This window comes from Burkholderia sp. L-4 (genome assembly GCF_056856535.1).
On the sequence record NZ_JBXEOX010000002.1, the window covers coordinates 1,702,293 to 1,727,558 of the forward strand.

A 25,266-nucleotide genomic window follows, 5' to 3' on the forward strand; every position below is an offset into this window, starting at 1 on the left:
ACGGGCCGCTCGAAAGAGCGGCCCGTTGTCGTTTCGGCGCACGCGACGGCGCGTGCGATTCGTTGCCCGGTTCAGCCGGCGTGCGCGGGCGGCGCGTCGCGCATCGCGTCGACCATCCATCGCAGCGTTTCGTCGAGCGGCGTGACCGGCAAGTCGCCCACCGCGCGCCGCAGCTTGTCGCGCGACCCGCTCAGGCTTTTCACCTCGTTGTGCCGCACGAAGCGCGGATCGATCGTCACGTCGATCACGTAACCGGCGATGCGCGACAGCATCGCGAGCACTTCCTTCAGCGAATACGCGCGCTCCGAGCACACGTTGAACGTCTCGCCGGCCGGTGCGGCTTCGACCAGCTTCAGATAGGCGGCCGTCACGTCGCGTACGTCGGAGAAATCGCGGCTCACGTCGAGGTTGCCGAGCGAGATCCGCGGGGCGTTGCGCGCGTAGTGCGCGACGAGCTTCGGCAGCAGGTAGGCGTCGCTCTGGCCGACCCCCGTGTAGTTGAACGGCCGCGCGATCACGATCGGCAGCCGGTCGGCCCACAGCTTCGCCGCATATTCCATCGCGAGCTTGCTGACCGCGTAGTCGTTCGCCGGGGCCGGCGCGACGGTTTCGTCGAGCACGCCGGCCGTCGAGTTGCCGTAGATGTTCGCGCTGCTGGCCAGCAGCACGGCCGACGGGCGGCGGTCGAGGCCCGCGAGCGCGGCCAGCAGGTTGCGCGTGCCGGTGATGTTGACCGCGTAGGTCTGCGACGGCTCGTCCTGCGCGACGTGCGCGCGCGCGGCGAGATGCACGACCGCATCGGGGCGCGCGTCGGCCGCGGCCGCGCGCATCGCATCGGCGTCGAGCAGATCGACGGGCAGCAGCGTGCAGAGCGCGAACGCCGGATCGTCGGGCCGCGGCGCGCCGGGCGCGACCGTGCCCCAGACGTCATAGCCGGCCGCCTGCAGGCGTTCGGCCATGTAGCGGCCCGTGAAGCCCGTCAGGCCCGTGACGAACGCACGGCGCGACGGGCGTCCGGTTTCAGAACGTGTCATGGTGTTGGTTCCGCGTCAAATCCGCTTCGACCATCATCTGGCAAAGTTGTTCGAGCGTCGTCTTCGGTGCCCAGCCGAGCTTGGCCTTGGCCTTGTCCGCGCAGCCGATCAGCAGGTCGACCTCGGCAGGGCGGTAGAACTTCGGATTCACTTCGACGAGCACGTTGCCGGTCGCCGCGTCGAGGCCGCGCTCCTGTTCGCCCTTGCCGGCCCATTCGATCTGGTAGCCGGCCGCCGCGAAGGCCATCCGCACGAAGTCGCGCACGGTCTCGGTGCGATTGGTCGCCAGCACGTAGGTGTCGGGCTCGTCGGCCTGCAGCATGCGCCACATTCCTTCGACGTATTCGAGCGCGAAGCCCCAGTCGCGTTTCGCATCGAGGTTGCCGAGCTCGAGGCGCGTCGCCTTGCCGAGCTTGATCTTCGCGATCGTGTCGGTGATCTTGCGCGTGACGAACTCGCGGCCGCGCAGCGGCGACTCATGGTTGAACAGGATGCCGCTGCTGCCGAACAGGCCGTACGACTCGCGGTAGTTCACGGTCATCCAGTGCGCGTACAGCTTCGCGACGCCGTACGGGCTGCGCGGATAGAACGCGGTCGTTTCGGTCTGCGGAATCGCCTGCACCTTGCCGAACATCTCCGACGTCGACGCCTGGTAGAAGCGCGTTTTCGGGCTCACGACGCGGATCGCCTCGAGCAGGTTCAGCGGGCCGATGCCGGTCACCTCGGCGGTCGTCGCCGGCTGGTCGAACGATACGCCGACGAAGCTTTGCGCGGCGAGGTTGTACAGCTCGTCGGGCTGCGTGCGTTCGAGCAGGCGCAGGCTCGAGCCGGCGTCGGTCAGGTCGTGTTCGACGAGCGTGAGGTTCGGGTGCGTGTCGACGCCGAGCTCGGCGATGCGCCAGAAATTCACCGAGCTGGTGCGGCGGTAGGTGCCGGTGACCTCGTAGCCCTTGTCGAGCAGCAGCTTGGTCAGGTACGCACCGTCTTGGCCCGAAATCCCGGTGATGATGGCCTTCTTGCGAGTTTGGCTCATGGCGTTGTCCTGGTAGAAACGATGGATGGTGAAATTCAGGCGGTCGTGCCGGCGGCGGCCGGCAGCGCGCGGCGTGCGGGGCCGCGCGTCAGGCGCCGTTCGAAGCCGTACCAGCTCAGGGTCGCGTAAGCGAGCGTGATCGCCAGCGCGAGCGCGGCCGTGACGAAACGGTTCAGGTGCAGCGGCCAGAGCGCATACAGCACGCTCAGGTGGATCAGGTACACGGTGTAGCTGACGGTGCCGACGTAGACGAGCATCGGGTTCGTCAGCACGCGTTGCACGAGGCCGCGCCCGCGCAGCGCGATCACGACGATCGACGTGCACAGCAGCAGCGAGATGCTGTAGAGCGCCGCATTCGACAGCGGCGTGTTCGCGGCGCGAAAGCGCGGGAACGACAGGTGCAGCCAGCCGAGGATCGCGAGCGACACGAGCGCGCCGACGATCGCGAGCGGGTAGAACGGCTCCAGCGCGCGCCGGTCGCGGCGCAGCACGATCGCGAGCAAGGCGCCTGCCGCGAGCAGGTCCATCCGGAACGGCGTCAGGTAGTAGATCGGCCAGAACGAATCGAACCACGGCGTCGCGATCGCGCGCAGCACCGGCGCGGCGACGACCAGCGCGGCGGCGATCCACAGCAGCGCGCGCTCCGAGCACCACAGCACGACGAACGGCCAGAAGATGTAGAACTGCTCCTCGACCGCGAGCGACCACAGCACGTTCAGGCTGTCGTGGCCGATGCTGCCGAGCGACAGGCCGATGTTGGTCGAGAAAAATGCAAACCACGGCCAGTGCGGCAGCCAGCTCGCGCCGAACAGGAGCGTCGACACCACCAGCAGCAGCACGTACGGCGGCAGGATGCGGCGCACGCGGCGCGCATAGAAGTGGCTGAAGTACGACTGCCCGCGCGCCTTGCGATCGAGCAGGATGCCGGTGATCAGCAGGCCGCTCAGCACGAAGAACAGGTCGACGCCCATCCACAGCGGCGCTTTCAGCGCGTGCTGCAGGAACACGGCGCCCACCGCGATCGCACGCAGCCCGTCGAGCTGCACGATGCGGCCGTGTTGCGGCGGGGTCAGGTCGGCGGTTCGCGAGGTGCCCGTCATCGCGCCGCTCCTTTGCGACGCGCGGCGCGGGCCGCGGCGTGTCGCACATCCGATGCGTGAACGTAATGCATGCCTTTAAATGAAATATCGAGTCGAAATCGATTCTAGGGAAAAGAAATCGGCAAAAAAACGCGCGCCATTTATCTGACGGAAAACATTCAAATGCCGATTATTCCGGTCGCGAGATGAAAGATTGACGCCGGAGGCCCGCGGCAGGCGGTGCGGAGCGGCATTTTCTACGCGGTGGCGAGCGCAAGGCGGTCGATATTGCCGTTTTCGGATGCCGATTACTGCATGTTTCGCTTCGATATCTCCGGCAGAAACATCCCCAAATATTTCCAAATTTCTTGTGATTATTTTTGCTTGTAACCTGCATCGCGACGTTTGAAACCCATTTAGCGGCAGGGTGCGCCGGCGGTAATCCGCGGCGGCGCCGGCCGCTGTTGCATCAAGTCTGGAGAAGCGCATTGCGACGTCTGATTCTGGTAGGCATGACGGTAGGCGCGGCGCTGCTGACGAGCACCGCGCCGGCCGAAACGGTGTTGCCCGCGACGACGTCGTGGATCGGCAACACGTTCGGCTATGGCGATGGCAGCTGGACGCAAATCGACATCCGCGCGATCGCGGTGACGCCTGACGGCAAGGTGTATACGAATGCGCCGTGGGACGAGAGCGGGGCCGAGGCGAGCGTCTACCAGGACGGGAAGATGCTCGGCTTCGCCGGCGGCACGCACGGCTGGGGCAATCTCGGCGGCAATGCCATCGCGGTGAACGGCAAGTACGCGTATGTCGCGATCGGCGTCGGCAACGAGCGCGGTCACCTGCAGTCGCCCGGCATCTGGCCGGACAAGGGCAAGCAGTGGTTCGGCATCTCGCGGCGCACGATCGGCGACATGAAGCAGCCCGCGCCGTTTCGCGCGTCGCCGCAGGTCGCGCCGGGCGGGCGCGCCGACGCCGGCCGCGCGCGGATGGCCGCGAGCTTCATGATGATGAACGAGGTACCGGCCCCCGCGCGCTCGGAAGTGGGCGAGGCGAAGGCGGAAGTGGGCGGCCTCGCGGCCGACGACAAGACGTTGTTCGCGACGAATCCGTCGCGCGACGTCGTGGATGTCTACGACGCCGAGACGATGCAGCAGAAGGGGACGTGGAGCGCGCACGAGCCGGGCCGCATCGCGCTCGCCGGGGACGGCACGCTGTGGCTGCTGACCGATACGCTGACCGGGCCCGCGCAACTAGTGCACGTGCGCGCCGACGGCCGCAAGCTCGACGATGCGCCCGCGCTGCCGGAAGGTACCGACGCCGTGGACGTGGCGGTCGACGCGAAAGGGCGCGTGCTCGTCGCGGACAACGGGCCGCGCCAGCAGATCCTGATTTTCTCGAAAGGCGGCAAGGGTTATGCGCAGTCCGGCACGTTCGGCGAGCGCGGCGGCATTTTCGCGGGCCCCGTGCCGGGGCGTCCCGGGCCGCAGCGCTTCAACGGGCTGACGGGCGTCGGCGTCGACCGCGCGGGCAACATCTACGTGTCGATGAACGGCATCGGGCCGCGCCACGACACGATCGGCGCCGGGCTCGGCGCGGTGCTCGAAAGCTACACGCCGGACGGCAAGCCGCGCTGGCAGGTGCAGGGGCTGCTGTTCGTCGACGGCGCGTGGCTCGACCCCGCGCGGCCGAACAGCGTGTACACGGGCAACAAGCGCTTCGAGCTCGACCTGTCGAAGCCGCCGGGCCAAGACTGGAAATACGTCGGCTTCCTGTCGAACCGCTTCAAGTATCCGGACGACCCGGTGTTTCACACCGATCAGTATCCCGGCATGCCGCTCGCGCGGCGGCTCGACGGCCGCACGTTCCTGTACCTGACCGACATGTACGCCGATCACCTGAAGATCTACCGCTTCGACGCGAAGCGCGACGGCGAGGTCGCGATTCCGTCGGGCCTGATCGCGGGCCGCGCGCGGCCGGTCGACAAGGTGCCGAACAAGCCGCCGGGCGGCGACTGGCTGTGGCGCGACGCGAACGGCAACGGCCGGCTCGACGCCGACGAATTCACGACCAACACGACGACCAAGGCGAGGGCGGGCGGCTGGGGCTGGTGGGTCGACACGAAGGGCGACATCTGGCGCACGAGCGACGTACGCGGCATTCACCGCTTCGCTTACGGCGGGCTCGACAAGGCCGGCAACCCGGTCTACTCGTACGACAAGGTCACGACCTACCCGATGCCGCAGCCGTTCACGCAGCTGCGCCGCGCGATCTACGACACGCAGACCGACACGCTGTACGTGACCGGCTACACGGCCGATGCGCCGCCGCAGCCGGGCATCAACAAGGAAGTCGGGCGCGTGCTGGTGCGCTTCGACAAGTGGTCGACCGGCTCGCCCGTGGTGCGTTACACGGTCGCGCTGCCGTGGCAGCTCGATGCGAAACCGATCCTCGACCTGATCGGGATCACGGTCGAGGGCCGCTACATCTTCACCGTGGAGCCGGTCGGCAAGATCCACGTGTACGACAAGGACACCGGCAAGGAAGTGGGCGTGATGAGCCCGGGCGCCGAGGTCGGCAAGGCATCCGGCTGGGTCGACGTGCCGTTCGGCATCAGCGCATTCCGGCGCGAGAACGGCGAATACCTCGTGTTCGTCGAGGAAGACGCGCGCGGCAAGGTGCTCATGTATCGCTGGAAACCGTGACGGGCGGCGCGCCGTCGTCGACGTCACTCAAGGCTCAAGCATGGACAAAGGCATACTCAAGAACGTTTCGATCAACTTCATCGGGCTGATCCTGCCGACCTTCGTGTCGCTGGTGACGGTGCCCGCCTACATCCACGCGCTCGGCGTCGAGCGTTATGGCGTCGTCAGCCTCGTGTGGACGCTGATCGGCTATTTCGGGATCCTCGATCTCGGGATGAGCATGGCCGCGCAGAACCACATCTCCAAGGCGCTCGCGAGCGGCAATGCCGACGAAAGCGCGCGCGTGTTCTGGAGCGCGTTCTGGCTGAATCTCGGCACCGGCATCGTCGGCGGGCTGCTGATCTATTTCGGCGCGTTCGTCTACACCGCGTACTTCACGAAGGTGTCGGCCGCGATGCAGCACGAGGTGTATCTCGCGTTGCCGTGGCTCGCGCTCGCGATTCCGCTCGCGAACGTGTCGTGGGTGTTCGCCGGCGCGATCAACGGCGCCGAGCGGTTCGGCGTGTTCAACACGAACCAGACGATCGGCACCTTCCTGTTCCAGCTGCTGCCGCTCGGCGCCGCGTGGTGGATCGCGCCGAACCTGCAGACGGTGCTCGCGGCGGCCGTCGTCGCGCGCCTGATCGCGGCGGTGATGCTCGGCCAGGCCAGCATCAAGGTGCTCGGCATCCGGCGCATCGATCCGCCGCAGTGGGGCACCGCGAAAGGGCTGTTCAACTTCGGCGGCTGGATGCTGATCGCGAGCACGACCAGCATGATCGCCGACACGCTCGATCGCGTGATGCTCGGCGCCGGCATGGGCGCGAAGTTCGTTACCTACTACACGGTGCCGCAGAACCTCGTCACGCGCCTGAACATGCTGCCGAACGCGCTCGTGCGCACGCTGTTCCCGCGCCTGTCGGCGGTCGGCCGCGACCATGCCGACACGCTCGCGCGCCAGTCGCTCGAATTCCTGAACGGCGTGTTCACGCCGGTCGGCATCGTCGCGATCTTCGCGCTCGCGCCGTTCCTCACGCTGTGGGTCGGCGCCGATCTCGCCGCGCATTCGGCGCCGGTCGGCCGCGTGCTGGTGATCAGCGTGTGGCTCGTCGGCCAGGCGAGCGTGACGCGGATCCTGATCCAGTCTCAGGTCAATCCGGCCCGCGCGGCATTCGCCGGGCTCGTCGAGATGCCGTTCTTCGTCGGCGGCCTGTGGTTCGGCATTCATCACTTCGGGCTGATCGGCGCGGCGGTGGTCGTCGCGGCGCGCGCGCTGGTCGACTACGGCGTGCTGCTGTACCTGTCGGCGATCCGGATGCGCGCGATCGTGCTCGACATGCTCGCGCACCTCGCCTTCCTGCTGGCGAGCCTGTTCCTGGCGCAGGCATGGCCGGGGCTCGGCGAGTCGATCGGCATGTGCGCGGTCGTACTGGTGCTGAACGTCGCGTGGTCGCTCACGATGACGCCGGGGTTGCGTGCGCTCGTGCGCGACCTGTTTGTCCGTCTCAATGCGAGGAAAACCGTATGAATCGCGATCTGGCGGAACACGCCGTATTGAATCTCTCCACGGCCGATGCCGCCGTGGCCGAAGCCGGCGACGTCGCCGCCCTGCGCCGGCCCGTGCCGGCCGGGCGCGCCAGCGCGCGGCAGCCGTCGCGCGCGCTGCGCGTGGCGATCGTCCACGACTGGCTCGTCACCTATGCCGGCGCCGAGCGCGTGCTGGAGCAGATCGTCGCGTGCTTTCCCGACGCCGACCTGTTCAGCCTCGTCGATTTTCTCGACGACCGCGCGTTCGTGCGCGGCAAGCCGGTGACGACGTCCTTCATCCAGAAGCTGCCGTTCGCGCGCACCAAGTACCGCGGCTACCTGCCGCTGATGCCGCTCGCGATCGAGCAGCTCGACGTGTCCGAGTACGACCTCGTGATCTCGAGCAGCCACGCGGTCGCGAAGGGCGTGCTGACGGGGCCGGACCAGGTGCACATCAGCTACGTGCATTCGCCGATCCGCTACGCGTGGGACCTGCAGCACCAGTATCTGGAGCAGTCGAATCTCACGCATGGGCCGAAATCGCTGCTCGCGCGGATGATTCTCCACTACATCCGCAACTGGGACACGCGCACCGCGAACGCGGTGGACGGCTTCGTCGCGAATTCCGCGTTCATCGCGCGACGCATCAAGAAGGTCTACCACCGCGACGCGGCGGTGATCTTCCCGCCGGTCGACGTCGACGCGTTTTCGCTGAACGCCGACAAGGAGGATTTCTACCTGACCGCGTCGCGGATGGTGCCGTACAAGAAGATCGACCTGATCGTCGAGGCTTTCTCGCACACGCCCGAGCGCAAGCTCGTCGTGATCGGCGACGGCCCCGAGATGCAGAAGATCCGCGCGAAGGCCGGCCCGAACGTCGAGATCATGGGCTATCAGCCGTTCGCGGTGCTGCACGACCGGATGCGGCGCGCGAAGGCGTTCGTGTTCGCGGCCGAGGAGGATTTCGGGATCTCGGTCGTCGAGGCGCAGGCGTGCGGCACGCCGGTGATCGCGTACGGCAAGGGCGGCGCGCTCGAGACCGTGCTCGACCCGCAGTCGAACCCGAACCCGACCGGGCTGTTCTTCGACGAACAGACGCCGCACGCGATCGTCGCGGCCGTCGACGACTTCGAGCGCGCGCCGCAGCGCTTCACGCCGGGCGCCTGCCGCACGAACGCGGAGCGGTTCTCCGCCGATACGTTCCGGCGGCGTTTCCTCGACTACGTGGAGGCGGCGCTGCCCGGTTCGACCGCGCAGCGCGGCACGGCGATCGCACCGATGCCGGCCGCGCGCGGTCCGGCGACGCTCGTGCTCGACCAGAGCGGCGTGCTCGGCGGCGCCGAGCTGTCGCTGCTCGAGATCATGAAGCACATGCGCGCGAACGCCGACGTGCTGCTGTTCGACGACGGCCCGTTCCGCGCGGCGCTCGACGAGATCGGCGCGCGTGTCGACGTGGTCGACCAGGGCGCGCTCGCCGGCGTGCGCAAGCAGGGCGGCGTGTCGTTCGGCGCGGTGAAGCAGCTCGTGCGGCTGGTGCGCGACGTCGCGCGCCGCGCGCGCCGCGCCGAAGTGATCTATGCGAACACGCAGCGCGCGATGGTCGTCGCCGCGCTGGCCGGGCGGCTCGCGCGCAAGCCGGTCGTCTGGCATCTGCGCGACATCGTCAGCACCGACCATTTCGGCAGCAAGCAGTTGCTGGCGATCAAGTATTGCGCACGGCTCGGCGTGACGCGCGTGATCGCGAACTCCGACGCGTCCGCGCAGGCGTTCCGCACGCTGACGGGCTTCACGCCGCAGCACGTCGACGTCGTGTTCAACGGTATTTCGGCCGAGCCGTTCGACGCGCTGGAAGGCGTCAACCCGGCCGCGCTGCGCACGCGCCTCGGGTTGCCCGAGCACGCGTGGCTCGTCGGCTCGTTCAGCCGCCTCGCGCGCTGGAAAGGGCAGCACGTGCTGCTCGAGGCCGCCGCACGGCATCCCGACATGCACGTGGTGCTGGTCGGCGCGCCGCTGTTCGGCGAGGACGAATACGCGGCGCAGCTGCACGAATTCGTCGCGCAACACGGGATGGACGAGCGGGTGCATTTCCTCGGGTTCCAGCGCGACGTGGCCGCCTGCATGACGGCGGTCGACGTCGTCGCGCATACGTCCATCACGCCGGAGCCGTTCGGGCGCGTGATCGTCGAAGGGATGCTCGCGCGCCGGCCGGTCGTCGCGGCCCGCGCGGGCGGCGTCGTCGAGATCATCGAGGACGGCGACAACGGGCTGCTTTGCGAGCCGGGGGATGCGATCGCGCTGGCCAGCGCGCTGGAGACGCTGAAGCGCGACGGTGCGCTGCGCGAGCGGCTCGTCGCGAGCGGGCGCGCGACGGCGGTGCGCCGCTTCGGCACCGAGACCTATGTGGAGCGCGTCGAGAAGATCCTTGCGGATACGGCGAAGGCCGCGAAGGCGAAGAAGCGGTAGCCGTTGCCGGCGCGCGCCGGCGGGAAACGAGCCCTCATGCGGCGGTGCGCCGCGTGAGGGCTTTGCTTTTCAGCGGGCATGATGGGTCCGGCGAGCGCCGGGCCGGGCGGTTTGCGGTGCGCATGACGCGCAAGACCGGACGATCGCGTCTGAGTGGCGATCATGAAGCGGGGCAGCCGCGCGGCGGAAACCGGCCGGGGACGGCATGGGCGGGCCCTGGCGCGGTCGGACGGCGGCAGGCTGCCCATCCCCGCACAACCCGGCATGCAACCGCGTGCCGGCCATGAAAACGCCCCCGCACGGCGACACGCCGCACGGGGGCGCCGATACCCGGCCGACTGTGTCAGACGGCCCGTTCGGGCCCCGGCGCGACGACGCGGGCCGGGCGCGTCGGCTTGAAGCTGGCCGACCACATCATCGCCGGCCGTTCGAACAGCCGGTAGAACAGGTACGCGACGGGGATCGCGGCGGCCATGAACGCGAACGACGGCCAGATCGACAGCTGCAGCTCGGAGTGGAACAGCACCGAGCCGAGGCAGACGAACAGCGGCAGGTGGACGAGGTACAGCGAGTAGCTGAAGTCGCCGAACCAGCTCAGCACGCGCAGCGGCGGCGTCGGGCGCGGCGGGCGGGCGAGCGCGCGGTACAGGAAGCACGCGAAGCCGGCCGACCACAGCTGGAACGCGCCGTACTGGCCGAAATGGAACGCGCCGCAGCCGGCGGCCAGCAGCACGGCGGCCGCGGCGTACCACGCACGCGACGGCACGGGGGCGGCCGCGCCGCGCGCCTGCTGCGCACGCACGTCGGCGATCCATGCGCCGATCGTCCAGGACAGCCAGTACGACGTGAAGAACTGCAGGTCGTGCCGTTCGAGCAACCACGCCGACGCGACGTTGACGAGCGCGATCGCGGCCACGACGGCCGGCATGCCGATGCGCCGGCGCAGCGCGAACAGCAGCGGGTAGATCGCGTAGAACTGCACCTCGAGCGACAGCGTCCACAGCGCGCCGTTCGACCCGTACGTGTAGCCGGCCACGCCTTGCAGCGAGAACAGGTTCACGAGGAACGCGACGATGCCGACGTCGCGGATCTTGTGGCTGACGGGCTCGATCTGCAGGCTGACCGAGTCGAGCGCGAGCGTGAACAGCAGCGCCGCGAGCAGCACCGGATAGATGCGCGCGAACCGGCGCACCCAGAAGTTCGGCGCGTCGAGCCGGTACGCGGGATTGGCCGCGAGCTTGAGCGCCGCGTTGCGGTGGATGCAGTAGCCGCTGATCACGAAGAAGATCGGCACGCCGGCGGAGCCCCACGCGAACGGGAAGGTCAGGTAGCCGGCGATCACGCCCGGGTTCAGGGCATGACCGTAAGCCTGATGGAAGCTCTGCATGCCGACCCAGACGACCTGCCGGCAGTGGAAATAGGCGACGAGCAGCGCCGCGAAGCCGCGCATCGCGTCGATCACGTGTTCCTTGTGATCGGTGACGGGCGGCGCGGCCAGAGACGATCCGCTGAAAGCTTGCATGCGATTCGATTCCTTGCGACGGATGGAGGGGAAGTTTCACCCCATCGTAATGCGCAAGAATTCGATCAATGAATAAAAAAATCTTGCCCGGAAATAACGGTTTTCCACATGATGGATTTATCCCGGTCTGAAAGCGGTTCCGCGGGCGCGTCAATTATTTACCGATTTTTTTCTGATAGTTTGAAGCTCCAGATGATTGATGCAAGGAGCGGCAAGATGGACATGCATTGGATCGCGAGCGCTGCAGTACTGCTGGTCATGGCCGTGCTGTCGGCGTACCGGGAGGCGCTGAAGAACGAACCGATTCGCCCGGGTCTCGAACGGGGCGGCGTGCCCTATATCGAGGAATTCGAATCGTAAGAATTTGTATCCGGAAAATCGGTAATTTGTTTCTGTATCGGCACTCGGTCCGGCAATATCGACCGAATGGAAGGGATTATATTTTTTCCGGAATCATTGGGCAATCGTCCATATCGATAATGAGCGGAGTGGAATTGGCAGTGCCGTCGATTCTCGATATGCCGTTCGGAACACAATCGCGCCGGGTCGCGGGTCGACGCGGCGCAGTCAACGCAATCAGGATGCGAACATGTTGAAAGTCACCAAGGCCGTGTTCCCCGTTGCCGGTCTCGGCACGCGGTTCCTCCCGGCAACGAAGGCGAGCCCGAAGGAAATGTTGCCCGTCGTCGACAAGCCGCTGATTCAGTACGCGGTCGAGGAAGCGATCAACGCCGGTATCACCGAGATGATCTTCGTGACCGGGCGCAGCAAGCGCGCGATCGAGGATCACTTCGACAAGTCGTACGAGATCGAGGCCGAACTCGAGGCGCGCGGCAAGGAAAAGCTGCTCGAACTGGTGCGCGGCATCAAGCCGAGCAACGTCAACTGCTTCTACGTGCGCCAGCCGGAAGCACTCGGTCTCGGCCATGCGGTGCTGTGCGCGGAGAAGCTCGTGCACGGCGAGCCGTTCGCGGTGATCCTCGCCGACGACCTGCTGCATGGCGAGCAGCCGGTGCTCAAGCAGCTCGTCGACGTGTTCGACCACTATCACAGCTCGGTGATCGGCGTCGAGACGATCGCGCGCGAGGACAGCCGCTCGTACGGCGTCGTCGAAGGCCGCGAATGGGAAGAGGACGTCATCAAGCTGTCGGGCATCATCGAGAAGCCGGCGCCCGAAGATGCGCCGTCGAATCTCGGCGTGGTCGGCCGCTACGTGTTCATGCCGACGATCTTCGATCATCTGCGCAAGCTGAAGCCGGGCGCCGGCGGCGAACTGCAGCTGACCGACGCGGTCCAGTCGCTGCTCGCGAACGAGCAGGTGCTCGCGTATCGCTACTTCGGCACGCGCTTCGACTGCGGCAGCAAGATCGGCTATCTCAAGGCGACCGTCGAGCTCGCGCTCCAGCATCCGGAAGTGAGCCGCGAATTCGAGGCCTACCTGCGTACCTGTTTGCCCGCGCTGGCGGCTGTCGCATAGGCCGCTGCGCGCTCCGTCGTTTCAGGTGGTGGTTGTTCCGTTGGCCCCGGCCGCTCAGGCGCCGGGGCTTTTTTGCGTCCGCACGTGCGTGCGCGGTCGTGGTGCGCGAAGGCGGTGTGTCGTACCGGATTCGGGCGTGGGGCGCGGGGGCGCGGTACCGGCGCGGTGGTGCGCCGCGGCTGAAACCGGTGCCGAAGGGCCGACCCCAGGTGTATGCGTCGGCGGTTCCGAGAGCGTCACGCACACGACGTGCGCGAAGGCAGGGCTGTTTTTCCGTCGTCGGACCGGAGGCGCGTCTGCGTGACGCTCAGCGCGGCGACGCGCTCGGTTGCGTGGCGAAGTGCCGGGCGAGCATCGTGGCGATCGGCTTCTTGAAGTCGAGCAGCCGCTTTTCGAGATAGCGCCAGGACAGGTGCGCAAGCAGCACGGCGAAGGCGAATTGCAGCATCTCGGGCAGCGCCTCACGGACGAATGCCGGCATCGGCACGTGCGCGAAGGACGCGGGCAGCACGCCGAAGCGCGTCGGAATCAGGTTGTGGAACAGGTAGAAGCCGTAGCTGATCGTGCCGAGATAGACGAGCGGGCCCCAGTCGAGCAGCGCGACGACGGGGTGGTCGGGCTCGCTGACGAGCCACAGCATCAGCGCGCCGAGCGACGCGGACAGGCCGAGGTCCGCGAGCCCCGCGACCGCGTCGGGCAGCGTCGTGCACGCGGGCAGCACGAGGAAGAACACGACGCCGGCCGCGCCGAGCCAGCCGGGCGGCACGCGACGCACGGCGGCCGTGCCGCGATCGGCGAGCGCCATCGCGCCGACGCCGCCGAGCGCGATCAGTGCGAAATTCCACGGGGAAAACGCGTAGATCAGCACCGGCGACGCATCGGACAGGTAGAGCGCGAGATGCGCGAGCGCGCACAGCGCGACGGCCGCGATGCCGAGCGCGACGTGTCGCGCGGCCGGTACCGCGAGCAGCGCGAGCGGCGCGATCAGGTAGAACTGCTGTTCAACCGCGAGGCTCCAGAAGTGCGACGTGGAGCCGGGCCAGCCGTCCTTCACGACACCGATCCAGTAATTCGACAGGAACACCGCGTGCCACGCGAGCCCCAGGTTGACGCCGCGCTGGTAGAACAGCGCGTGCGCGATCGCGAGCGCGGCGAGCAGCAGGTAGTACACGGGAAAGATCCGCAGCGCGCGCTTCGCGAGGAACAGCGCGAGCGCGTGGCGGCGCGTCATGGTGCCGCGTTCGACGGCCTGGCGGTTGCGATGCAGCTCGCCGACGATCAGGAATCCGCTGATGAGGAAAAACGTCCACACACCGAGCTTGCCGACGTCGACGGCAAGGACGTGGCCCTTGTGGGACAGGAAAACGAGGATGACGGCGAGGGCTCGCAGGCCGTCGAGTCCTTTGACGTATCTGACTTCGCGCATGGAGGCATCCGGGCATTGAGCGTGCCCAGTATAGGTGCGCAAATATCGAACGTAATTCGCGTTCCGACGTATACGTGAAGGCCTTTTTTGATGCTCGAGCGTCGATGAAGTCGGTCGCGCGCAACAAAACCTGCGGGAAACCCCGCGAAAACGCATAAAAGTACTGCACGAAGCGTCAAGGCGCTTGTAGAATCCGGCGTTGAAGCGCGCGCGTTGCACGCTTCGTGTATCCAACGACCACACCTGGTAGGAGAAACATGGCGACTTCCGCAAAAAAGGTGGCCAAGAAGGCTGCCGCACCGGCGACCAAGAAAGTGGCTGCCAAAAAGGCTGCGCCCGCGAAGAAAGTAGTGGCCAAGAAGGCTGTCGCGAAGGCAGCACCGGCTGCTCCGACGCCGCTGAAGGACAAGTTCACGAAGGCATCGCTCGCAACGCACATCGCTGAGCGCGCAGCTGTCGAAGTGAAGGCGGTCAAGGCAGTGCTCGCCGCACTCGAGAACGTCGTGCTGGGCTCGGTCCACAAGAAGGGCGCAGGCGAATTCACGCTGCCGGGTCTGCTGAAGATCACGGCACAAGTCGTGCCGGCGAAGAAGAAGCGCTTCGGCAAGGATCCGTTCTCGGGCGAAGAGCGTTGGTTCCCGGCGAAGCCGGCCAGCGTGCGCGTGAAGGCTCGTGCGCTGAAGAAGCTGAAGGACGCGGCAGCGTAATGCCGCGCAACGACTGCCGAATACGTGTCGGCAGCCGTTGCGGAGTCCAGCGATCCCCGTACGCGAAAGCGTGCGGGGATTTTTATTGTGCCGCGCCACTCGCGCGGCGGCGAAGCGGCGAAGCGGCGGCGCGGCGACGATGCGCGCCACGACGTGCGACGCGCGTTGCATCGCGTGCCGCCCACGCGCGATACCGAAGGCGAACTGCGAACCGCAGTGGCGCCGGACGTGGTTTCGCCGCAGCCCGGCCATGCGCCGCTCGCGCCGCGGCCGTTGCGTGTGCATCGCAACGCGCGCAGTCGTGACTGAATTCATCCCGGACGAAATCGCCGGACAGGTCGGCACGGCACGCGCCGCGATCGAGCGGCATCTCGGCGCAACGCTGGCAGCCATCCACCTGTTCGGATCGGCGCTCGACGGCGGCTTGAAACCGCGCAGCGACATCGACCTGCTGGTGACGGTGGCGGCGCGACTCGACGAAACGGTGCGGCACGCGTTGATGCACGATCTGCTCGCCGTGTCGGCGCCGCCGCACGGCGCAGGCGGCTTGCGCGCATTGGAGGTCACCGTCGTCGCGCACGGTGACGTGGTGCCGTGGCGTCATCCGGCGCGGCGCGAACTGCAGTTCGGCGAATGGCTGCGCCGCGATCTCGAGGCCGGCATCGTCGAACCGCCGCTCGTCGATCACGATCTGGCGATCCTGCTGACGAAGGCGCGGCAGCACAGTGTCGCGCTGGCCGGGCCGCCCGCGGTCGCGCTGTTCGAGCCGGTGCCCGCGCGCGATTTCGCCGCCGCGCTGCTCGATACCGTTGCGCAATGGAACGCCGAGCCGGACTGGCGCGGCGACGAGTGCAACGTGGTGCTCGCACTCGCGCGTATCTGGTACAGCGCCGCGACCGGCACGATCGCCCCCAAGGACGTTGCCGCGGCATGGGTGCTGGCGCGCCTGCCGGACGCGTATCGGCCGGTGGTGGCCGCCGCGCGCGACGCCTATCTCGGGGGCGACGCAGGCGCGGCAATCCTGGCCGGCGAACCGCTCGCCGCCTTCATCGGCTACGCACGGCGGGCCGTCGAGTCGATGCTGCGGGCGTAGCGGCGGATGCCGGTCGTGCGATCGGCGATCGGTCACGCATGCGCCGCAGCCCGGCGGGTGTCGTCAGCCCGCCGTGCCCGCGAAGGCGGCTTTCAACGCGGCGTCGTCGAACTTGACCATCCGCATCATCGCCGCGGCCACGCGCGCCGCCTTGACCGGGTCGCGGTCGGCCATCATCGGGATGAGCGCTTCCGGAACGATCTGCCACGACACGCCATAACGGTCCCTCAGCCAGCCGCAGGCGTCGGCCGTGCCGCCGTTGTCGATCAGCGCGTTCCAGTAGCGGTCGAGTTCGGCCTGGTCGGCGCAACTGACCAGCAGCGAGATCGCGTGATTGAACGTCTCCGTGCGCGGGTGGCTCATCGCGAAGAACGGCTGGCCGAACAGTTCGAATTCGACCATCCGTGTGCCGTCGGTGCCGGGTACTGCCGTGACGCGCACGATGCGCGAATCCGGAAAGATGCCGGCGTAGAAGGCCGCTGCTTCTTCGGCTTCCGTCGAATACCAGAGGAAGGGCGTGATCTTCTGAATCGTCATGGCGTATCTCCTGTATGAATAGGGCGACGCGCGAATCGCGTGCCGCCATCGACACGACGGACGACGGTTGCCGAAATCGACACGCTGCGGCACATTGCGATCGCACCGGACGAGCGGCGCCGGCAGTGCGGAGGATAGTCGCTCGGCGCACGGATGGCGACCGGCGCGGCGATCCGCAAACGGCGTTCCCGGCGCTTTGCAGCCGCCAGGCGCCGCTGCCGGCCGGTCGGCGTGCGTGGGGCTTGGGTTCCGGCCGCCGGCCCGTGCAGCGGCTGCCGGCGCGCGGGAGACGGACGAAAAAAAGCCAGCCGCGGCCGAAACCGGGGCTGGCTTTCCAGGTCGGCGCGCAAGGCGTCGGAGACGCCGTGCACGCCGGAAACGTACTTCTTAGAACTTGTGACGCAGGCCGAGCGCGACGATTTCCTGCGAGCTCTTGCCGGCGATGCCGTAGGAGCCGACCGACGCTTGCGCATCGGTGCCGTCGGCGTTGTGGCCGCTGGCGTGCTGGTATGCGCCAACCAGGTACACGTCGGTGCGCTTCGACAGCGAGTAGTCCGCGCCGAGCGAAACCTGATGGTACTTGGCGTCCGTCTGGCCGCTACCCTTCGTGTAGATGTAGCCGACGCCCAGCAGCAGCGGTGCCGATGCCTGGTACGTGACGAATGCGCGACCCGTGTTGTACTTCTGGTTCGTGCCGAAGCCCGAGTTCGCGTCAGCCTTGTACTGTGCGTTGCTGTAGCCGAGGCCGAACGTCACCGGGCCGAATGCATACTGGCCGGCAACTTGCGCGATCCCGATCGACGATGCCGACGTGTACGCGTTGTTGATGAAGCTGCCCGAGCCGTCGAAGATCGCGTCCGACGTGCCGGCCCAGCCGGTGCGTTGGCCAACTGCATTCAGCGGCGACGAGTTGTTGGCGTGGAAGTAGCCAGCAGCCAGGCCGAGCGGGCCGTTGTTGTAGGCTGCAGCTGCCGCCCACGTCTGACCCTTGCCGGTTGCGCCGGCGACACCGCCGAGTGCGTACATCGCTTCGACCTGCAGGCCTGCCCAGACCGGCGACGTGTACTTGATCGCGTTGCTGACGCGCAGGCTGTTGTCGTTGTTGTCGACGTCGCCCGGCGTGGCGAACACGCTGCCGAAGTAGTTGTCAGCCGTGACTGCCTGAACCAGGTCGACCAGCGGGTCGTACTGGCGACCCAGCGTCAGCGTACCGTACTGGCTGCTTTCCAGGCCGACGAAAGCCTGGCGGCCGAACATGCGGCCACCCTGGCCCAGTGCACCCGATGCCGAGTTGAAGCCGTTTTCCAACTGGAAGATCGCCTTCAGGCCGCCACCGAGGTCTTCGGAACCCTTGAGGCCGAAGCGGCTGCCTTGCAGGTTGCCGCTACCCATCGACCACGAATTGTTACCTTGACCGTCGTTACCGTGAACGTACGTGATCGACGTGTCGATCACGCCGTAGAGCGTCACGCTCGACTGAGCCTGAGCAGCACCGGCAGCGCCCAGCAGGGCGAGCGAGAGGGTCGAGAGAGCAAGTTTCTTCATCGTTGAGTTTCTCCACGCAAGTGATTCATCGTTATTTGTTGCGGATTGGAGAATAGCTCAGTGCCATACACGCAAGAAAGCTTAAAAAATAAAGTGTCTCGAAAAGGTAACAGCGTGAAAAAGTCCATATATATCAAGCACATCAACGACTGTTCCTGTTTTTGAAACAGTTGACAATTGCTGCGTCGCGATTGTTTCAAAAGTTGATGCACCGGACGGCCTGGTGCCTGTTTTGCGGGGTTCCGTCATGGAAACGAGGGTGTGCAAACGTTTGCCGTTGCAGCAATGTTCGTATGGGCACGCAAGGTGCGTGGGTCCGCCGCGCAAGGGCGCGGCGGGGGCAGCGGGGCGGCGGAGGGGCGGGCGTGCGTTGTGCCGGGCGCCGTCAGTCGCCGCGCGTGAGGTCGTTGCCGGCACCGGGTTGCGGTTCTGCGGCCGCCGCCGCCGCGGCGCCGGCCGGCCGATGCGCGTTGCCGCGCGCCGCCGCGAATTCCGCGCCGAGCAGCAGCACGATCGCGGAGAAGTACAGCCACATCAGCAGGACCGCGAACGATCCGGCCGCGCCGAATGCGCTGGCCGTGCCCGCATGCGCGAGGTACAGCGCGAACAGCTTCTTGCCGCCGGAGAACAGGATCGCCGACACGATGCCGCCGACCGCGGCGTCGCGCCACGCGACGCGCGCATCGGGCAGGAACTTCATCAACGACGCGAACGCGGCCGCGAGCACCGCGATGCCGACGAAGAACTGCACGAGGTTGGTGACGACCACATACGGCGAATTGCCCAGCAGCCAGGTGCCGACGAACGTGATCGCGGTATCGAGCACGAGCGACACGATCAGCAGGAACGCGACGCCGAGCACGAGTCCGAACGAGATCAGCCGCACGCGCACGAGCCCGAGCATGCTCGACCAGCGGTTCTCGGTGGCCGGCCAGATCACGCTGAGCGCGGCGCTGAGCGACGCGAACGTGGCCGACGCGCCGATCGCGAGCGCGGCGAACGAGATCAGCGTGGCCAGCCCGCCGCGCTCGCCCGCGCGGTGCGCGTTCTGCACGATGGTCTGGATGCTGGCCGCCGCGTCGTCGCCGATCAGCTGGTGCGCCTGCTCGAATACCTGGCCGCGCGCGGCATCGTCGCCGTAGAACCAGCCGGCCACCGCGATCACCATCACGAGCGTCGGCGCGAGCGAGAACGCGGAGAAAAACGCGATGCCGGCAGCCATCGCGGAGCAGCGGTCGGACGAGAAGCGCTTGAACGCGGTGAGGGCCCAGTTGGCCTGTTGCTGGGCGAGACGGGTTGCTTCGGAAGTGATCTGTCGTTTCATGACGGGTCGGTTGTGCGCGGCGCGCGGATCGTCGGGGTTCATCGGATTATTCGGTATTGATCCGAGGATTCGATCATAGTTGCCTGAACTGTCTATAATTCCTTTCAGTTTCACCCCACCCCACAATAACGCCGAGACCGCCATGCTACAAATGTCCCGGCGCCAGTTCCTGAAGGTGACGGCCACGTCGCTTGCCGGATCGAGTCTTGCCCTGATGGGCTTTTCTCCGTCCGAAGCGCTTGCCGAAGTCCGACAGTACAAGCTGGCGCGCACCGTCGAAACGCGCAACACCTGTCCTTACTGTTCAGTGGGTTGCGGCATCCTGATGTACAGCCTCGGAGACGGCGCGAAGAATGCGCAGCCGAGCATCATCCACATCGAAGGCGATCCCGACCATCCCGTCAATCGCGGCACGCTGTGCCCGAAGGGCGCCAGCCTGATCGACTTCATCCACAGCCCGAACCGCCTGACGCACCCCGAGTATCGCGCGCCCGGCTCGGACAAGTGGGAACCGATTTCGTGGAACGACGCGCTCGACCGCATCGCGAAGCTGATGAAGGCCGACCGCGACGCGAACTTCGTCGAGACGGCCGAAGACGGCTCGAAGGTCAACCGCTGGCTCACGACCGGCATGCTGGCCGCGTCGGCGGGCAGCAACGAGGTCGGCTACCTGACGCACAAGACTGTCCGCAGTCTCGGGATGCTCGCATTCGACAATCAGGCGCGTGTCTGACATGGCCCGACGGTGGCAGGTCTTGCCCCGACGTTTGGCCGTGGAGCGATGACGAACCATTGGGTCGACATCAAGAACGCGGACGTGATTCTCGTGATGGGCGGCAATGCAGCCGAGGCCCATCCGTGCGGTTTCAAGTGGGTAACCGAGGCGAAGGCGCACCGCAAGGCGCGGCTGATCGTCGTCGACCCGCGCTTTACGCGTACGGCCTCGGTGGCCGATTACTACGCGCCGATCCGCACCGGCACCGACATCGTCTTCCTGGGCGGGGTCATCAACTATCTGCTGACGAACGACAAGATCCAGCACGAGTACGTGAAGAACTACACGGACTTCTCGTTCATCGTGCGCGAGGATTTCGCGTTCAACGACGGCATCTACTCCGGTTATGACGCGGAGAAGCACGCGTACCCGGACAAATCGAGCTGGGACTACGAGCGCGGCGACGACGGCTTCGCGAAGGTCGACCCGACGCTGCAGCATCCGCGTTGCGTGTACAACCTGCTCAAGCAGCACTACGCGCGCTATACGCCGGACATGGTCCAGCAGGTCTGCGGCACGCCGAAGGAGAAATTCCTGAAGGTGTGCGAGATGCTCGCGACCACGGCCGTTCCCGGCCGCGCCGGCACGGTGCTGTACGCACTCGGCTGGACCCACCATTCGACCGGCGCGCAGATCATCCGCACCGGCGCGATGGTGCAGTTGCTGCTCGGCAACATCGGCATCGCCGGCGGCGGGATGAACGCGCTGCGCGGCCACTCGAACATCCAGGGGTTGACCGACCTCGGGCTGATGTCGAACCTGCTGCCGGGCTACATGACGCTGCCGATGCAGTCCGAGCAGGATTTCGACGGCTACATCAAGAAGCGCACGCAACTGCCGCTGCGGCCGAACCAGTTGAGCTACTGGAAGAACTACAAGGCGTTCCACGTCAGCTTCATGAAGTCGTGGTGGGGCGACGCGGCGACCGCCGAGAACAACTGGGGCTACGACTACCTGCCGAAGCTGGACAAGCAGTACGACCTGCTGCAGGTGATCGAGCTGATGAATGCCGGCAAGATGAACGGCTACATCTGCCAGGGCTTCAACCCGCTCGCGGCGGCGCCGTCGAAGGTGAAGACGGCAGCGGGCCTCGCGAAGCTGAAGTGGCTCGTGATCATGGATCCGCTCGCGACCGAGACGTCCGAGTTCTGGAAGCATCACGGCGACTACAACGACGTCGATGCGTCGAAGATCCAGACCGAGGTGTTCCGTCTGCCGACCACGTGCTTCGCGGAGGAAAACGGCTCGCTCGTGAGTTCGAGCCGCGTGCTGCAGTGGCACTGGAAGGGCGCGGAGCCGCCGGGCGACGCGAAAAGCGACCTCGAGATCATGTCGGGGCTGTTCCTGCGCATGCGCAAGCTGTACCAGAAGGACGGCGGCAAGTATCCGGACCCGATCGTGAACCTGACGTGGCCGTACGCGAACCCGGAAAGCCCGACGCCCGAAGAGCTCGCGATGGAGTTCAACGGCAAGGCGCTCGCCGACCTGCCCGACCCGAAGGATCCGGCCAAGACGCTCGTGAAGAAGGGCGAGCAGCTGGCCGCGTTCGCGCAATTGAAGGACGACGGCACGACCGCGAGCGGCTGCTGGATCTTCTGCGGCGCGTGGACGCAGGCCGGCAACCAGATGGGGCGGCGCGACAACTCCGACCCGACCGGCATCGGCCAGACGCTGAACTGGGCGTGGGCGTGGCCGGCGAACCGGCGGATCCTGTACAACCGCGCGTCGTGCGACGTCGCCGGCAAGCCGTTCGACCCGACCCGCACGCTGATCGGCTGGAACGGCAGCGCGTGGAAGGGCGCCGACGTGCCGGACTTCAAGGCGGACGAGCCGCCCGAAAACGGGATGGGGCCGTTCATCATGAACCCGGAAGGCGTGGCGCGCTTCTTCGCCCGCGCGGGGATGAACGAAGGTCCGTTCCCCGAGCACTACGAGCCGTTCGAGACGCCGCTCGACGCGAACCCGCTGCACCCGAACAACCCGCAGGCGCTGAACAACCCGGCTGCCCGCGTGTTCGCGGACGACCGCGCGTCGTTCGGCAAGGCGGTGGAGTTCCCGCACGTGGCGACGACGTACCGGCTGACCGAGCATTTCCACTACTGGACCAAGCATGCGCGGCTGAACTCGATCATCCAGCCCGAGCAATTCGTCGAGATCGGCGAAGACCTCGCGAAGGAAGTCGGCGTCGCGCACGGCGAGCGCGTGAAGGTGTCGTCCAAGCGCGGCTACATCATCGCGGTCGCCCTCGTCACGAAGCGGATCAAGCCGCTGACGGTCGACGGCAAGAAGGTCCAGACGGTCGGCGTCCCGTTGCACTGGGGCTTCAAGGGTCTGACGAAGCCCGGCTATCTCGCCAATACCCTGACTCCGTCCGTGGGTGACGGCAACTCGTACACACCGGAATTCAAGTCGTTCCTGGTGAAGGTCGAAAAGGCGTAAGGGGAAAGAGATGGCATTGCAATCGCTGGATATCAAGCGCGTCTCGGCCACCACGACGCCACCGCCCACGGTGCGCGAACCGGTGACCGGGAGCGTCGCGAAGCTGATCGACGTATCGAAGTGCATCGGCTGCAAGGCATGCCAGACGGCGTGCATGGAATGGAACGACCTGCGTGACGAGGTCGGCACCAACGTCGGCGTGTACGACAACCCGGCCGACCTGACCGAGCATTCGTGGACGGTCATGCGGTTCTCCGAATACGAGAACCCGGCGGGCGACCTCGAGTGGCTGATCCGCAAGGACGGCTGCATGCACTGCGAGGATCCGGGCTGCCTGAAGGCGTGTCCGTCGCCGGGCGCGATCGTGCAGTACAACAACGGGATCGTCGACTTCCACGAGGAGAACTGCATCGGTTGCGGCTATTGCGTGACCGGTTGCCCGTTCAACGTTCCGCGGATCTCGAAGAAGGATCATCGCGCGTACAAGTGCACGCTCTGTTCCGACCGCGTCGCGGTCGGCCAGGAACCGGCCTGCGTGAAGACCTGCCCGACCGGCGCGATCGTGTTCGGCACCAAGGAGGACATGAAGCAGCACGCGGCCGAGCGGATCGAGGACCTGAAGGAGCGCGGCTTCGAGCATGCGGGGTTGTACGACCCGCAGGGCGTCGGCGGTACGCACGTGATGTACGTGCTGCACCACGCCGACAAACCGTCGCTGTACCACGGGCTGCCCGACAACCCGTCGATCAGCCCGATGGTGAAGCTGTGGAAGGGCATCGCGAAACCGCTCGCGGTCGCCGGCCTCGCGCTGACCGCGCTTGCCGGGTTCTTCCACTATGTCCGGGTCGGTCCGAACGAGGTGAGCGAAGAGGAAGAATCGGCCGCGCGCGACGAGGCGCGACGCATCAAGGAGGACGCGAAATGAACCACGACGACCCCAACCTGATCGTCCGCTACTCGGCGAACGAGCGCACGAACCACTGGATCACCGCGATTACGTTCGTGCTGCTCGCGCTGTCCGGGCTCGCGCTGTTCCATCCGTCGATGTTCTGGCTGACCGCGCTGTTCGGCGGCGGCCAGTGGACGCGGATCCTGCATCCGTTCGTCGGGCTCGTGATGTTCGTGTCGTTCGCGATCCTCGTCGTGCGCTTCTGGCACCACAACACGCTCGACGTGGACGATCGCCAGTGGCTGAAGCAGATCGGCGACGTGCTGACCAACCAGGAAGACAAGCTGCCGCCTGTCGGGCGCTATAACGCCGGGCAGAAGCTGCTATTCTTTACGTTGGTGGCGTGCCTGCTGCTGCTCCTGCTGTCGGGAGTCGTGATCTGGCGGCGCTACTTCTCGTTCTACTTCCCGATCGGGGTGATCCGCGCGGCCGCTGTCGTGCATGCCGTGGCGGCCTTCGTGCTGATCGCGAGCATCATCGTGCACATTTACGCAGCGTTGTGGGTGAAGGGCTCGATCGGCGCGATGGTGCGCGGCACCGTCACGCTGGGCTGGGCCCGCAAGCATCACCCGAAGTGGTTCCGTGAAAGCGTGAAATAACGCACTGGAGCGGAGCGCCTCGCCGATCGCGGCGGGCCGCTCCGCGCCTTCGCCGGAACTGCCCGAAAGCGCCGATGCGTCGGCGCTTGTTTTTTTGGAAGACATTTCTGTGACACAACGCATTCTCGAACCGACCGAGATCTCGGCACTCGATCATTCGGCCATTCCGCGCTTTCGCCTGCCGGAGCGCGCGACCGCGTTCGCGGCGCGCGCCGCGCGGCTGCGCAAGCTTGCCGACCTGAACCCGATCAGCGGCTACCTGCGGCTGATGGCCACCGTCGCCGACGCGCAGCATGCCACGCTGCAGACGCTGGACCTGCCGCTGCCGTCGAAGGAAGCGATCGCGCGTGCGCAGGAGCACTCGATGCCGCTCTTGCCGGCGCTCGACGGCGAGCGCGACGCGCGCTGGCGTGCCGTGCTGTACGAACTGCTCGACCGCGTCGAAGGCGCCGGGCTCGTCAATCCGCAGCTCGCGAAACTGCTCGACCGGTTGCGCCTGATGGCGCCCGCCGAACTCGACGCGCAGGCCGACGCGATTCTCGCGCTGCGCTTCGCCGAAGTCGACCCGGCCACCGCGCCGTTCCTGATGGCCGCGCTGCAGGTGGTCTGGACGGACCTCGCGAGCCGCGTGACGCCGGCCGATGTCCCGTATCTCGACCAGCCGGGGCTGTGCCCCGTGTGCGGCACGCATCCGGTCGCGAGCGTCGTGCGGGTCGGCGGCCCGTACCAGGGCTACCGGTTCCTGCAGTGCGGGCTGTGCACGACCGAGTGGCACATGGTGCGCACGAAGTGCTCGCACTGCGATTCGACCAAGGGCATCGCGTACCACGGGATCGAGGGCGGCAGCGAAGCCGTCAAGGCCGAGTCGTGCGACGAGTGCAAGACCTATCGCAAGATCGGCTATCAGGAGAAGGACTACGAGTTCGAGCCGCTGGCGGACGATCTCGCCAGTCTCACGCTCGACCTGCTGATGAACGAGGCCGGCTATCAGCGCAGTTCGCCGAACCCGCTGCTGTGGCCGGACGTCGCGCGGGAAGCGGACTGACGGCACGG

At 66.6% G+C, this 25,266-nt stretch carries 20 protein-coding genes; 11 read left to right on the top strand and 9 right to left on the bottom strand.

What is annotated here, in order from left to right; all coding sequences use genetic code 11:
• Positions 1 to 71: 71 nt before the first annotated feature.
• From AC1VVG_RS24565 to AC1VVG_RS24580, 4 genes are all read right to left on the bottom strand, one after another.
• On the bottom strand, positions 72 to 1,034 hold the full coding sequence (locus AC1VVG_RS24565) for an NAD-dependent epimerase/dehydratase family protein (RefSeq protein ID WP_069705039.1): 963 nt from the start codon (positions 1,032 to 1,034) through the stop codon (positions 72 to 74).
• The gene (gmd, locus tag AC1VVG_RS24570; protein WP_034185824.1) at positions 1,021 to 2,067 is read right to left on the bottom strand and encodes a GDP-mannose 4,6-dehydratase; all 1,047 of its coding nucleotides are present in this window, start codon (positions 2,065 to 2,067) and stop codon (positions 1,021 to 1,023) included. The genes AC1VVG_RS24565 and gmd overlap by 14 nt, the downstream gene beginning before the upstream one ends.
• 35 nt (positions 2,068 to 2,102) lie before the next feature.
• Entirely contained in the window at positions 2,103 to 3,167 is a 1,065-nt protein-coding gene (locus AC1VVG_RS24575) for an acyltransferase family protein (protein WP_482836501.1), read from the bottom strand.
• Positions 3,168 to 3,242: 75 nt separating this feature from the next.
• Positions 3,243 to 3,635, bottom strand: a complete 393-nt coding sequence (locus AC1VVG_RS24580) for a hypothetical protein (RefSeq protein ID WP_080287701.1) — start codon at positions 3,633 to 3,635, stop codon at positions 3,243 to 3,245.
• Positions 3,636 to 3,658: 23 nt separating this feature from the next.
• Between AC1VVG_RS24580 and AC1VVG_RS24585 the strand changes: the two genes are divergently transcribed.
• From AC1VVG_RS24585 to AC1VVG_RS24595, 3 genes are read left to right on the top strand one after another with little or no spacing between them, the layout of a single operon-like run.
• A complete protein-coding gene (locus AC1VVG_RS24585) occupies positions 3,659 to 5,851 on the top strand; it encodes a hypothetical protein (RefSeq protein ID WP_482837208.1) in 2,193 nt (730 codons plus the stop codon).
• Positions 5,852 to 5,891: 40 nt separating this feature from the next.
• Positions 5,892 to 7,358, top strand: a complete 1,467-nt coding sequence (locus tag AC1VVG_RS24590; RefSeq protein ID WP_034185827.1) for a flippase — start codon at positions 5,892 to 5,894, stop codon at positions 7,356 to 7,358.
• Positions 7,355 to 9,820 (top strand): glycosyltransferase family 4 protein, encoded by a 2,466-nt coding sequence (locus AC1VVG_RS24595; RefSeq protein ID WP_034185828.1) that lies wholly within the window; start codon positions 7,355 to 7,357, stop codon positions 9,818 to 9,820. The genes AC1VVG_RS24590 and AC1VVG_RS24595 overlap by 4 nt, the downstream gene beginning before the upstream one ends.
• Before the next feature lie 343 nt (positions 9,821 to 10,163).
• Here AC1VVG_RS24595 and AC1VVG_RS24600 read toward each other — a convergent pair whose 3' ends face one another.
• Complete coding sequence (locus AC1VVG_RS24600; protein ID WP_034185829.1) at positions 10,164 to 11,342, bottom strand: acyltransferase family protein; 1,179 nt, start codon at positions 11,340 to 11,342, stop codon at positions 10,164 to 10,166.
• 216 nt (positions 11,343 to 11,558) lie between these two features.
• Between AC1VVG_RS24600 and AC1VVG_RS24605 the strand changes: the two genes are divergently transcribed.
• Together AC1VVG_RS24605 and galU are read left to right on the top strand one after the other, a co-directional pair.
• Positions 11,559 to 11,702 carry a hypothetical protein gene (locus AC1VVG_RS24605; RefSeq protein ID WP_006479318.1) on the top strand — a complete coding sequence of 48 codons (144 nt, stop codon included), beginning with the start codon at positions 11,559 to 11,561 and terminating at the stop codon, positions 11,700 to 11,702.
• A gap of 229 nt (positions 11,703 to 11,931) precedes the next feature.
• On the top strand, positions 11,932 to 12,819 hold the full coding sequence (gene galU / locus AC1VVG_RS24610) for a UTP--glucose-1-phosphate uridylyltransferase GalU (protein ID WP_034185830.1): 888 nt from the start codon (positions 11,932 to 11,934) through the stop codon (positions 12,817 to 12,819).
• A 307-nt stretch (positions 12,820 to 13,126) separates the two neighbouring features.
• Here galU and AC1VVG_RS24615 read toward each other — a convergent pair whose 3' ends face one another.
• Entirely contained in the window at positions 13,127 to 14,245 is a 1,119-nt protein-coding gene (locus AC1VVG_RS24615; RefSeq protein ID WP_034185831.1) for an acyltransferase family protein, read from the bottom strand.
• Positions 14,246 to 14,502: 257 nt separating this feature from the next.
• Between AC1VVG_RS24615 and AC1VVG_RS24620 the strand changes: the two genes are divergently transcribed.
• Together AC1VVG_RS24620 and AC1VVG_RS24625 are read left to right on the top strand one after the other, a co-directional pair.
• Positions 14,503 to 14,952: an HU family DNA-binding protein gene (locus tag AC1VVG_RS24620; RefSeq protein WP_034185832.1), complete on the top strand. Its 450-nt coding sequence runs from the start codon at positions 14,503 to 14,505 to the stop codon at positions 14,950 to 14,952.
• A 301-nt stretch (positions 14,953 to 15,253) separates the two neighbouring features.
• The gene (locus AC1VVG_RS24625) at positions 15,254 to 16,045 is read left to right on the top strand and encodes an AadA family aminoglycoside 3''-O-nucleotidyltransferase (protein WP_059558662.1); all 792 of its coding nucleotides are present in this window, start codon (positions 15,254 to 15,256) and stop codon (positions 16,043 to 16,045) included.
• A gap of 63 nt (positions 16,046 to 16,108) precedes the next feature.
• On the opposite strand, the gene AC1VVG_RS24630 is transcribed toward AC1VVG_RS24625, so the two are convergent.
• The 3 genes from AC1VVG_RS24630 to AC1VVG_RS24640 all read right to left on the bottom strand — a co-directional run bounded on the left by AC1VVG_RS24630 (position 16,109) and on the right by AC1VVG_RS24640 (position 19,451).
• Positions 16,109 to 16,582 (bottom strand): VOC family protein, encoded by a 474-nt coding sequence (locus AC1VVG_RS24630; RefSeq protein ID WP_059558330.1) that lies wholly within the window; start codon positions 16,580 to 16,582, stop codon positions 16,109 to 16,111.
• A 387-nt stretch (positions 16,583 to 16,969) separates the two neighbouring features.
• Complete coding sequence (locus AC1VVG_RS24635) at positions 16,970 to 18,127, bottom strand: porin (protein WP_034185834.1); 1,158 nt, start codon at positions 18,125 to 18,127, stop codon at positions 16,970 to 16,972.
• Between the two features lie 385 nt (positions 18,128 to 18,512).
• Positions 18,513 to 19,451, bottom strand: coding sequence for a YihY/virulence factor BrkB family protein (locus tag AC1VVG_RS24640; protein ID WP_069705112.1), 939 nt, complete (start codon positions 19,449 to 19,451; stop codon positions 18,513 to 18,515).
• 142 nt (positions 19,452 to 19,593) lie between these two features.
• On the opposite strand from AC1VVG_RS24640, the gene fdnG reads away from it, so the two are divergent.
• From fdnG to fdhE, 4 genes are all read left to right on the top strand, one after another.
• Positions 19,594 to 22,665: a formate dehydrogenase-N subunit alpha gene (gene fdnG, locus AC1VVG_RS24645; protein ID WP_482836504.1), complete on the top strand. Its 3,072-nt coding sequence runs from the start codon at positions 19,594 to 19,596 to the stop codon at positions 22,663 to 22,665.
• A gap of 10 nt (positions 22,666 to 22,675) precedes the next feature.
• Positions 22,676 to 23,590 (top strand): formate dehydrogenase subunit beta, encoded by a 915-nt coding sequence (gene fdxH / locus AC1VVG_RS24650; RefSeq protein ID WP_034185837.1) that lies wholly within the window; start codon positions 22,676 to 22,678, stop codon positions 23,588 to 23,590.
• A complete protein-coding gene (locus AC1VVG_RS24655) occupies positions 23,587 to 24,213 on the top strand; it encodes a formate dehydrogenase subunit gamma (protein WP_482836506.1) in 627 nt (208 codons plus the stop codon). The genes fdxH and AC1VVG_RS24655 overlap by 4 nt, the downstream gene beginning before the upstream one ends.
• A 109-nt stretch (positions 24,214 to 24,322) precedes the next feature.
• On the top strand, positions 24,323 to 25,258 hold the full coding sequence (fdhE, locus tag AC1VVG_RS24660; RefSeq protein WP_197423874.1) for a formate dehydrogenase accessory protein FdhE: 936 nt from the start codon (positions 24,323 to 24,325) through the stop codon (positions 25,256 to 25,258).
• Positions 25,259 to 25,266: the final 8 nt, after the last annotated feature.

Coding starts and splice junctions, on each gene's coding strand:
- AC1VVG_RS24565 (WP_069705039.1), bottom strand. CDS start 1,034: ATGACACGTTCTGAAACCGGACGCCCGTCGCGCCGTGCGTTCGTCACG.
- gmd (WP_034185824.1), bottom strand. CDS start 2,067: ATGAGCCAAACTCGCAAGAAGGCCATCATCACCGGGATTTCGGGCCAA.
- AC1VVG_RS24575 (WP_482836501.1), bottom strand. CDS start 3,167: ATGACGGGCACCTCGCGAACCGCCGACCTGACCCCGCCGCAACACGGC.
- AC1VVG_RS24580 (WP_080287701.1), bottom strand. CDS start 3,635: ATGCGCTTCTCCAGACTTGATGCAACAGCGGCCGGCGCCGCCGCGGAT.
- AC1VVG_RS24585 (WP_482837208.1), top strand. CDS start 3,659: ATGACGGTAGGCGCGGCGCTGCTGACGAGCACCGCGCCGGCCGAAACG.
- AC1VVG_RS24590 (WP_034185827.1), top strand. CDS start 5,892: ATGGACAAAGGCATACTCAAGAACGTTTCGATCAACTTCATCGGGCTG.
- AC1VVG_RS24595 (WP_034185828.1), top strand. CDS start 7,355: ATGAATCGCGATCTGGCGGAACACGCCGTATTGAATCTCTCCACGGCC.
- AC1VVG_RS24600 (WP_034185829.1), bottom strand. CDS start 11,342: ATGCAAGCTTTCAGCGGATCGTCTCTGGCCGCGCCGCCCGTCACCGAT.
- AC1VVG_RS24605 (WP_006479318.1), top strand. CDS start 11,559: ATGGACATGCATTGGATCGCGAGCGCTGCAGTACTGCTGGTCATGGCC.
- galU (WP_034185830.1), top strand. CDS start 11,932: ATGTTGAAAGTCACCAAGGCCGTGTTCCCCGTTGCCGGTCTCGGCACG.
- AC1VVG_RS24615 (WP_034185831.1), bottom strand. CDS start 14,245: ATGCGCGAAGTCAGATACGTCAAAGGACTCGACGGCCTGCGAGCCCTC.
- AC1VVG_RS24620 (WP_034185832.1), top strand. CDS start 14,503: ATGGCGACTTCCGCAAAAAAGGTGGCCAAGAAGGCTGCCGCACCGGCG.
- AC1VVG_RS24630 (WP_059558330.1), bottom strand. CDS start 16,582: ATGACGATTCAGAAGATCACGCCCTTCCTCTGGTATTCGACGGAAGCC.
- AC1VVG_RS24635 (WP_034185834.1), bottom strand. CDS start 18,127: ATGAAGAAACTTGCTCTCTCGACCCTCTCGCTCGCCCTGCTGGGCGCT.
- AC1VVG_RS24640 (WP_069705112.1), bottom strand. CDS start 19,451: ATGAAACGACAGATCACTTCCGAAGCAACCCGTCTCGCCCAGCAACAG.
- fdxH (WP_034185837.1), top strand. CDS start 22,676: ATGGCATTGCAATCGCTGGATATCAAGCGCGTCTCGGCCACCACGACG.
- AC1VVG_RS24655 (WP_482836506.1), top strand. CDS start 23,587: ATGAACCACGACGACCCCAACCTGATCGTCCGCTACTCGGCGAACGAG.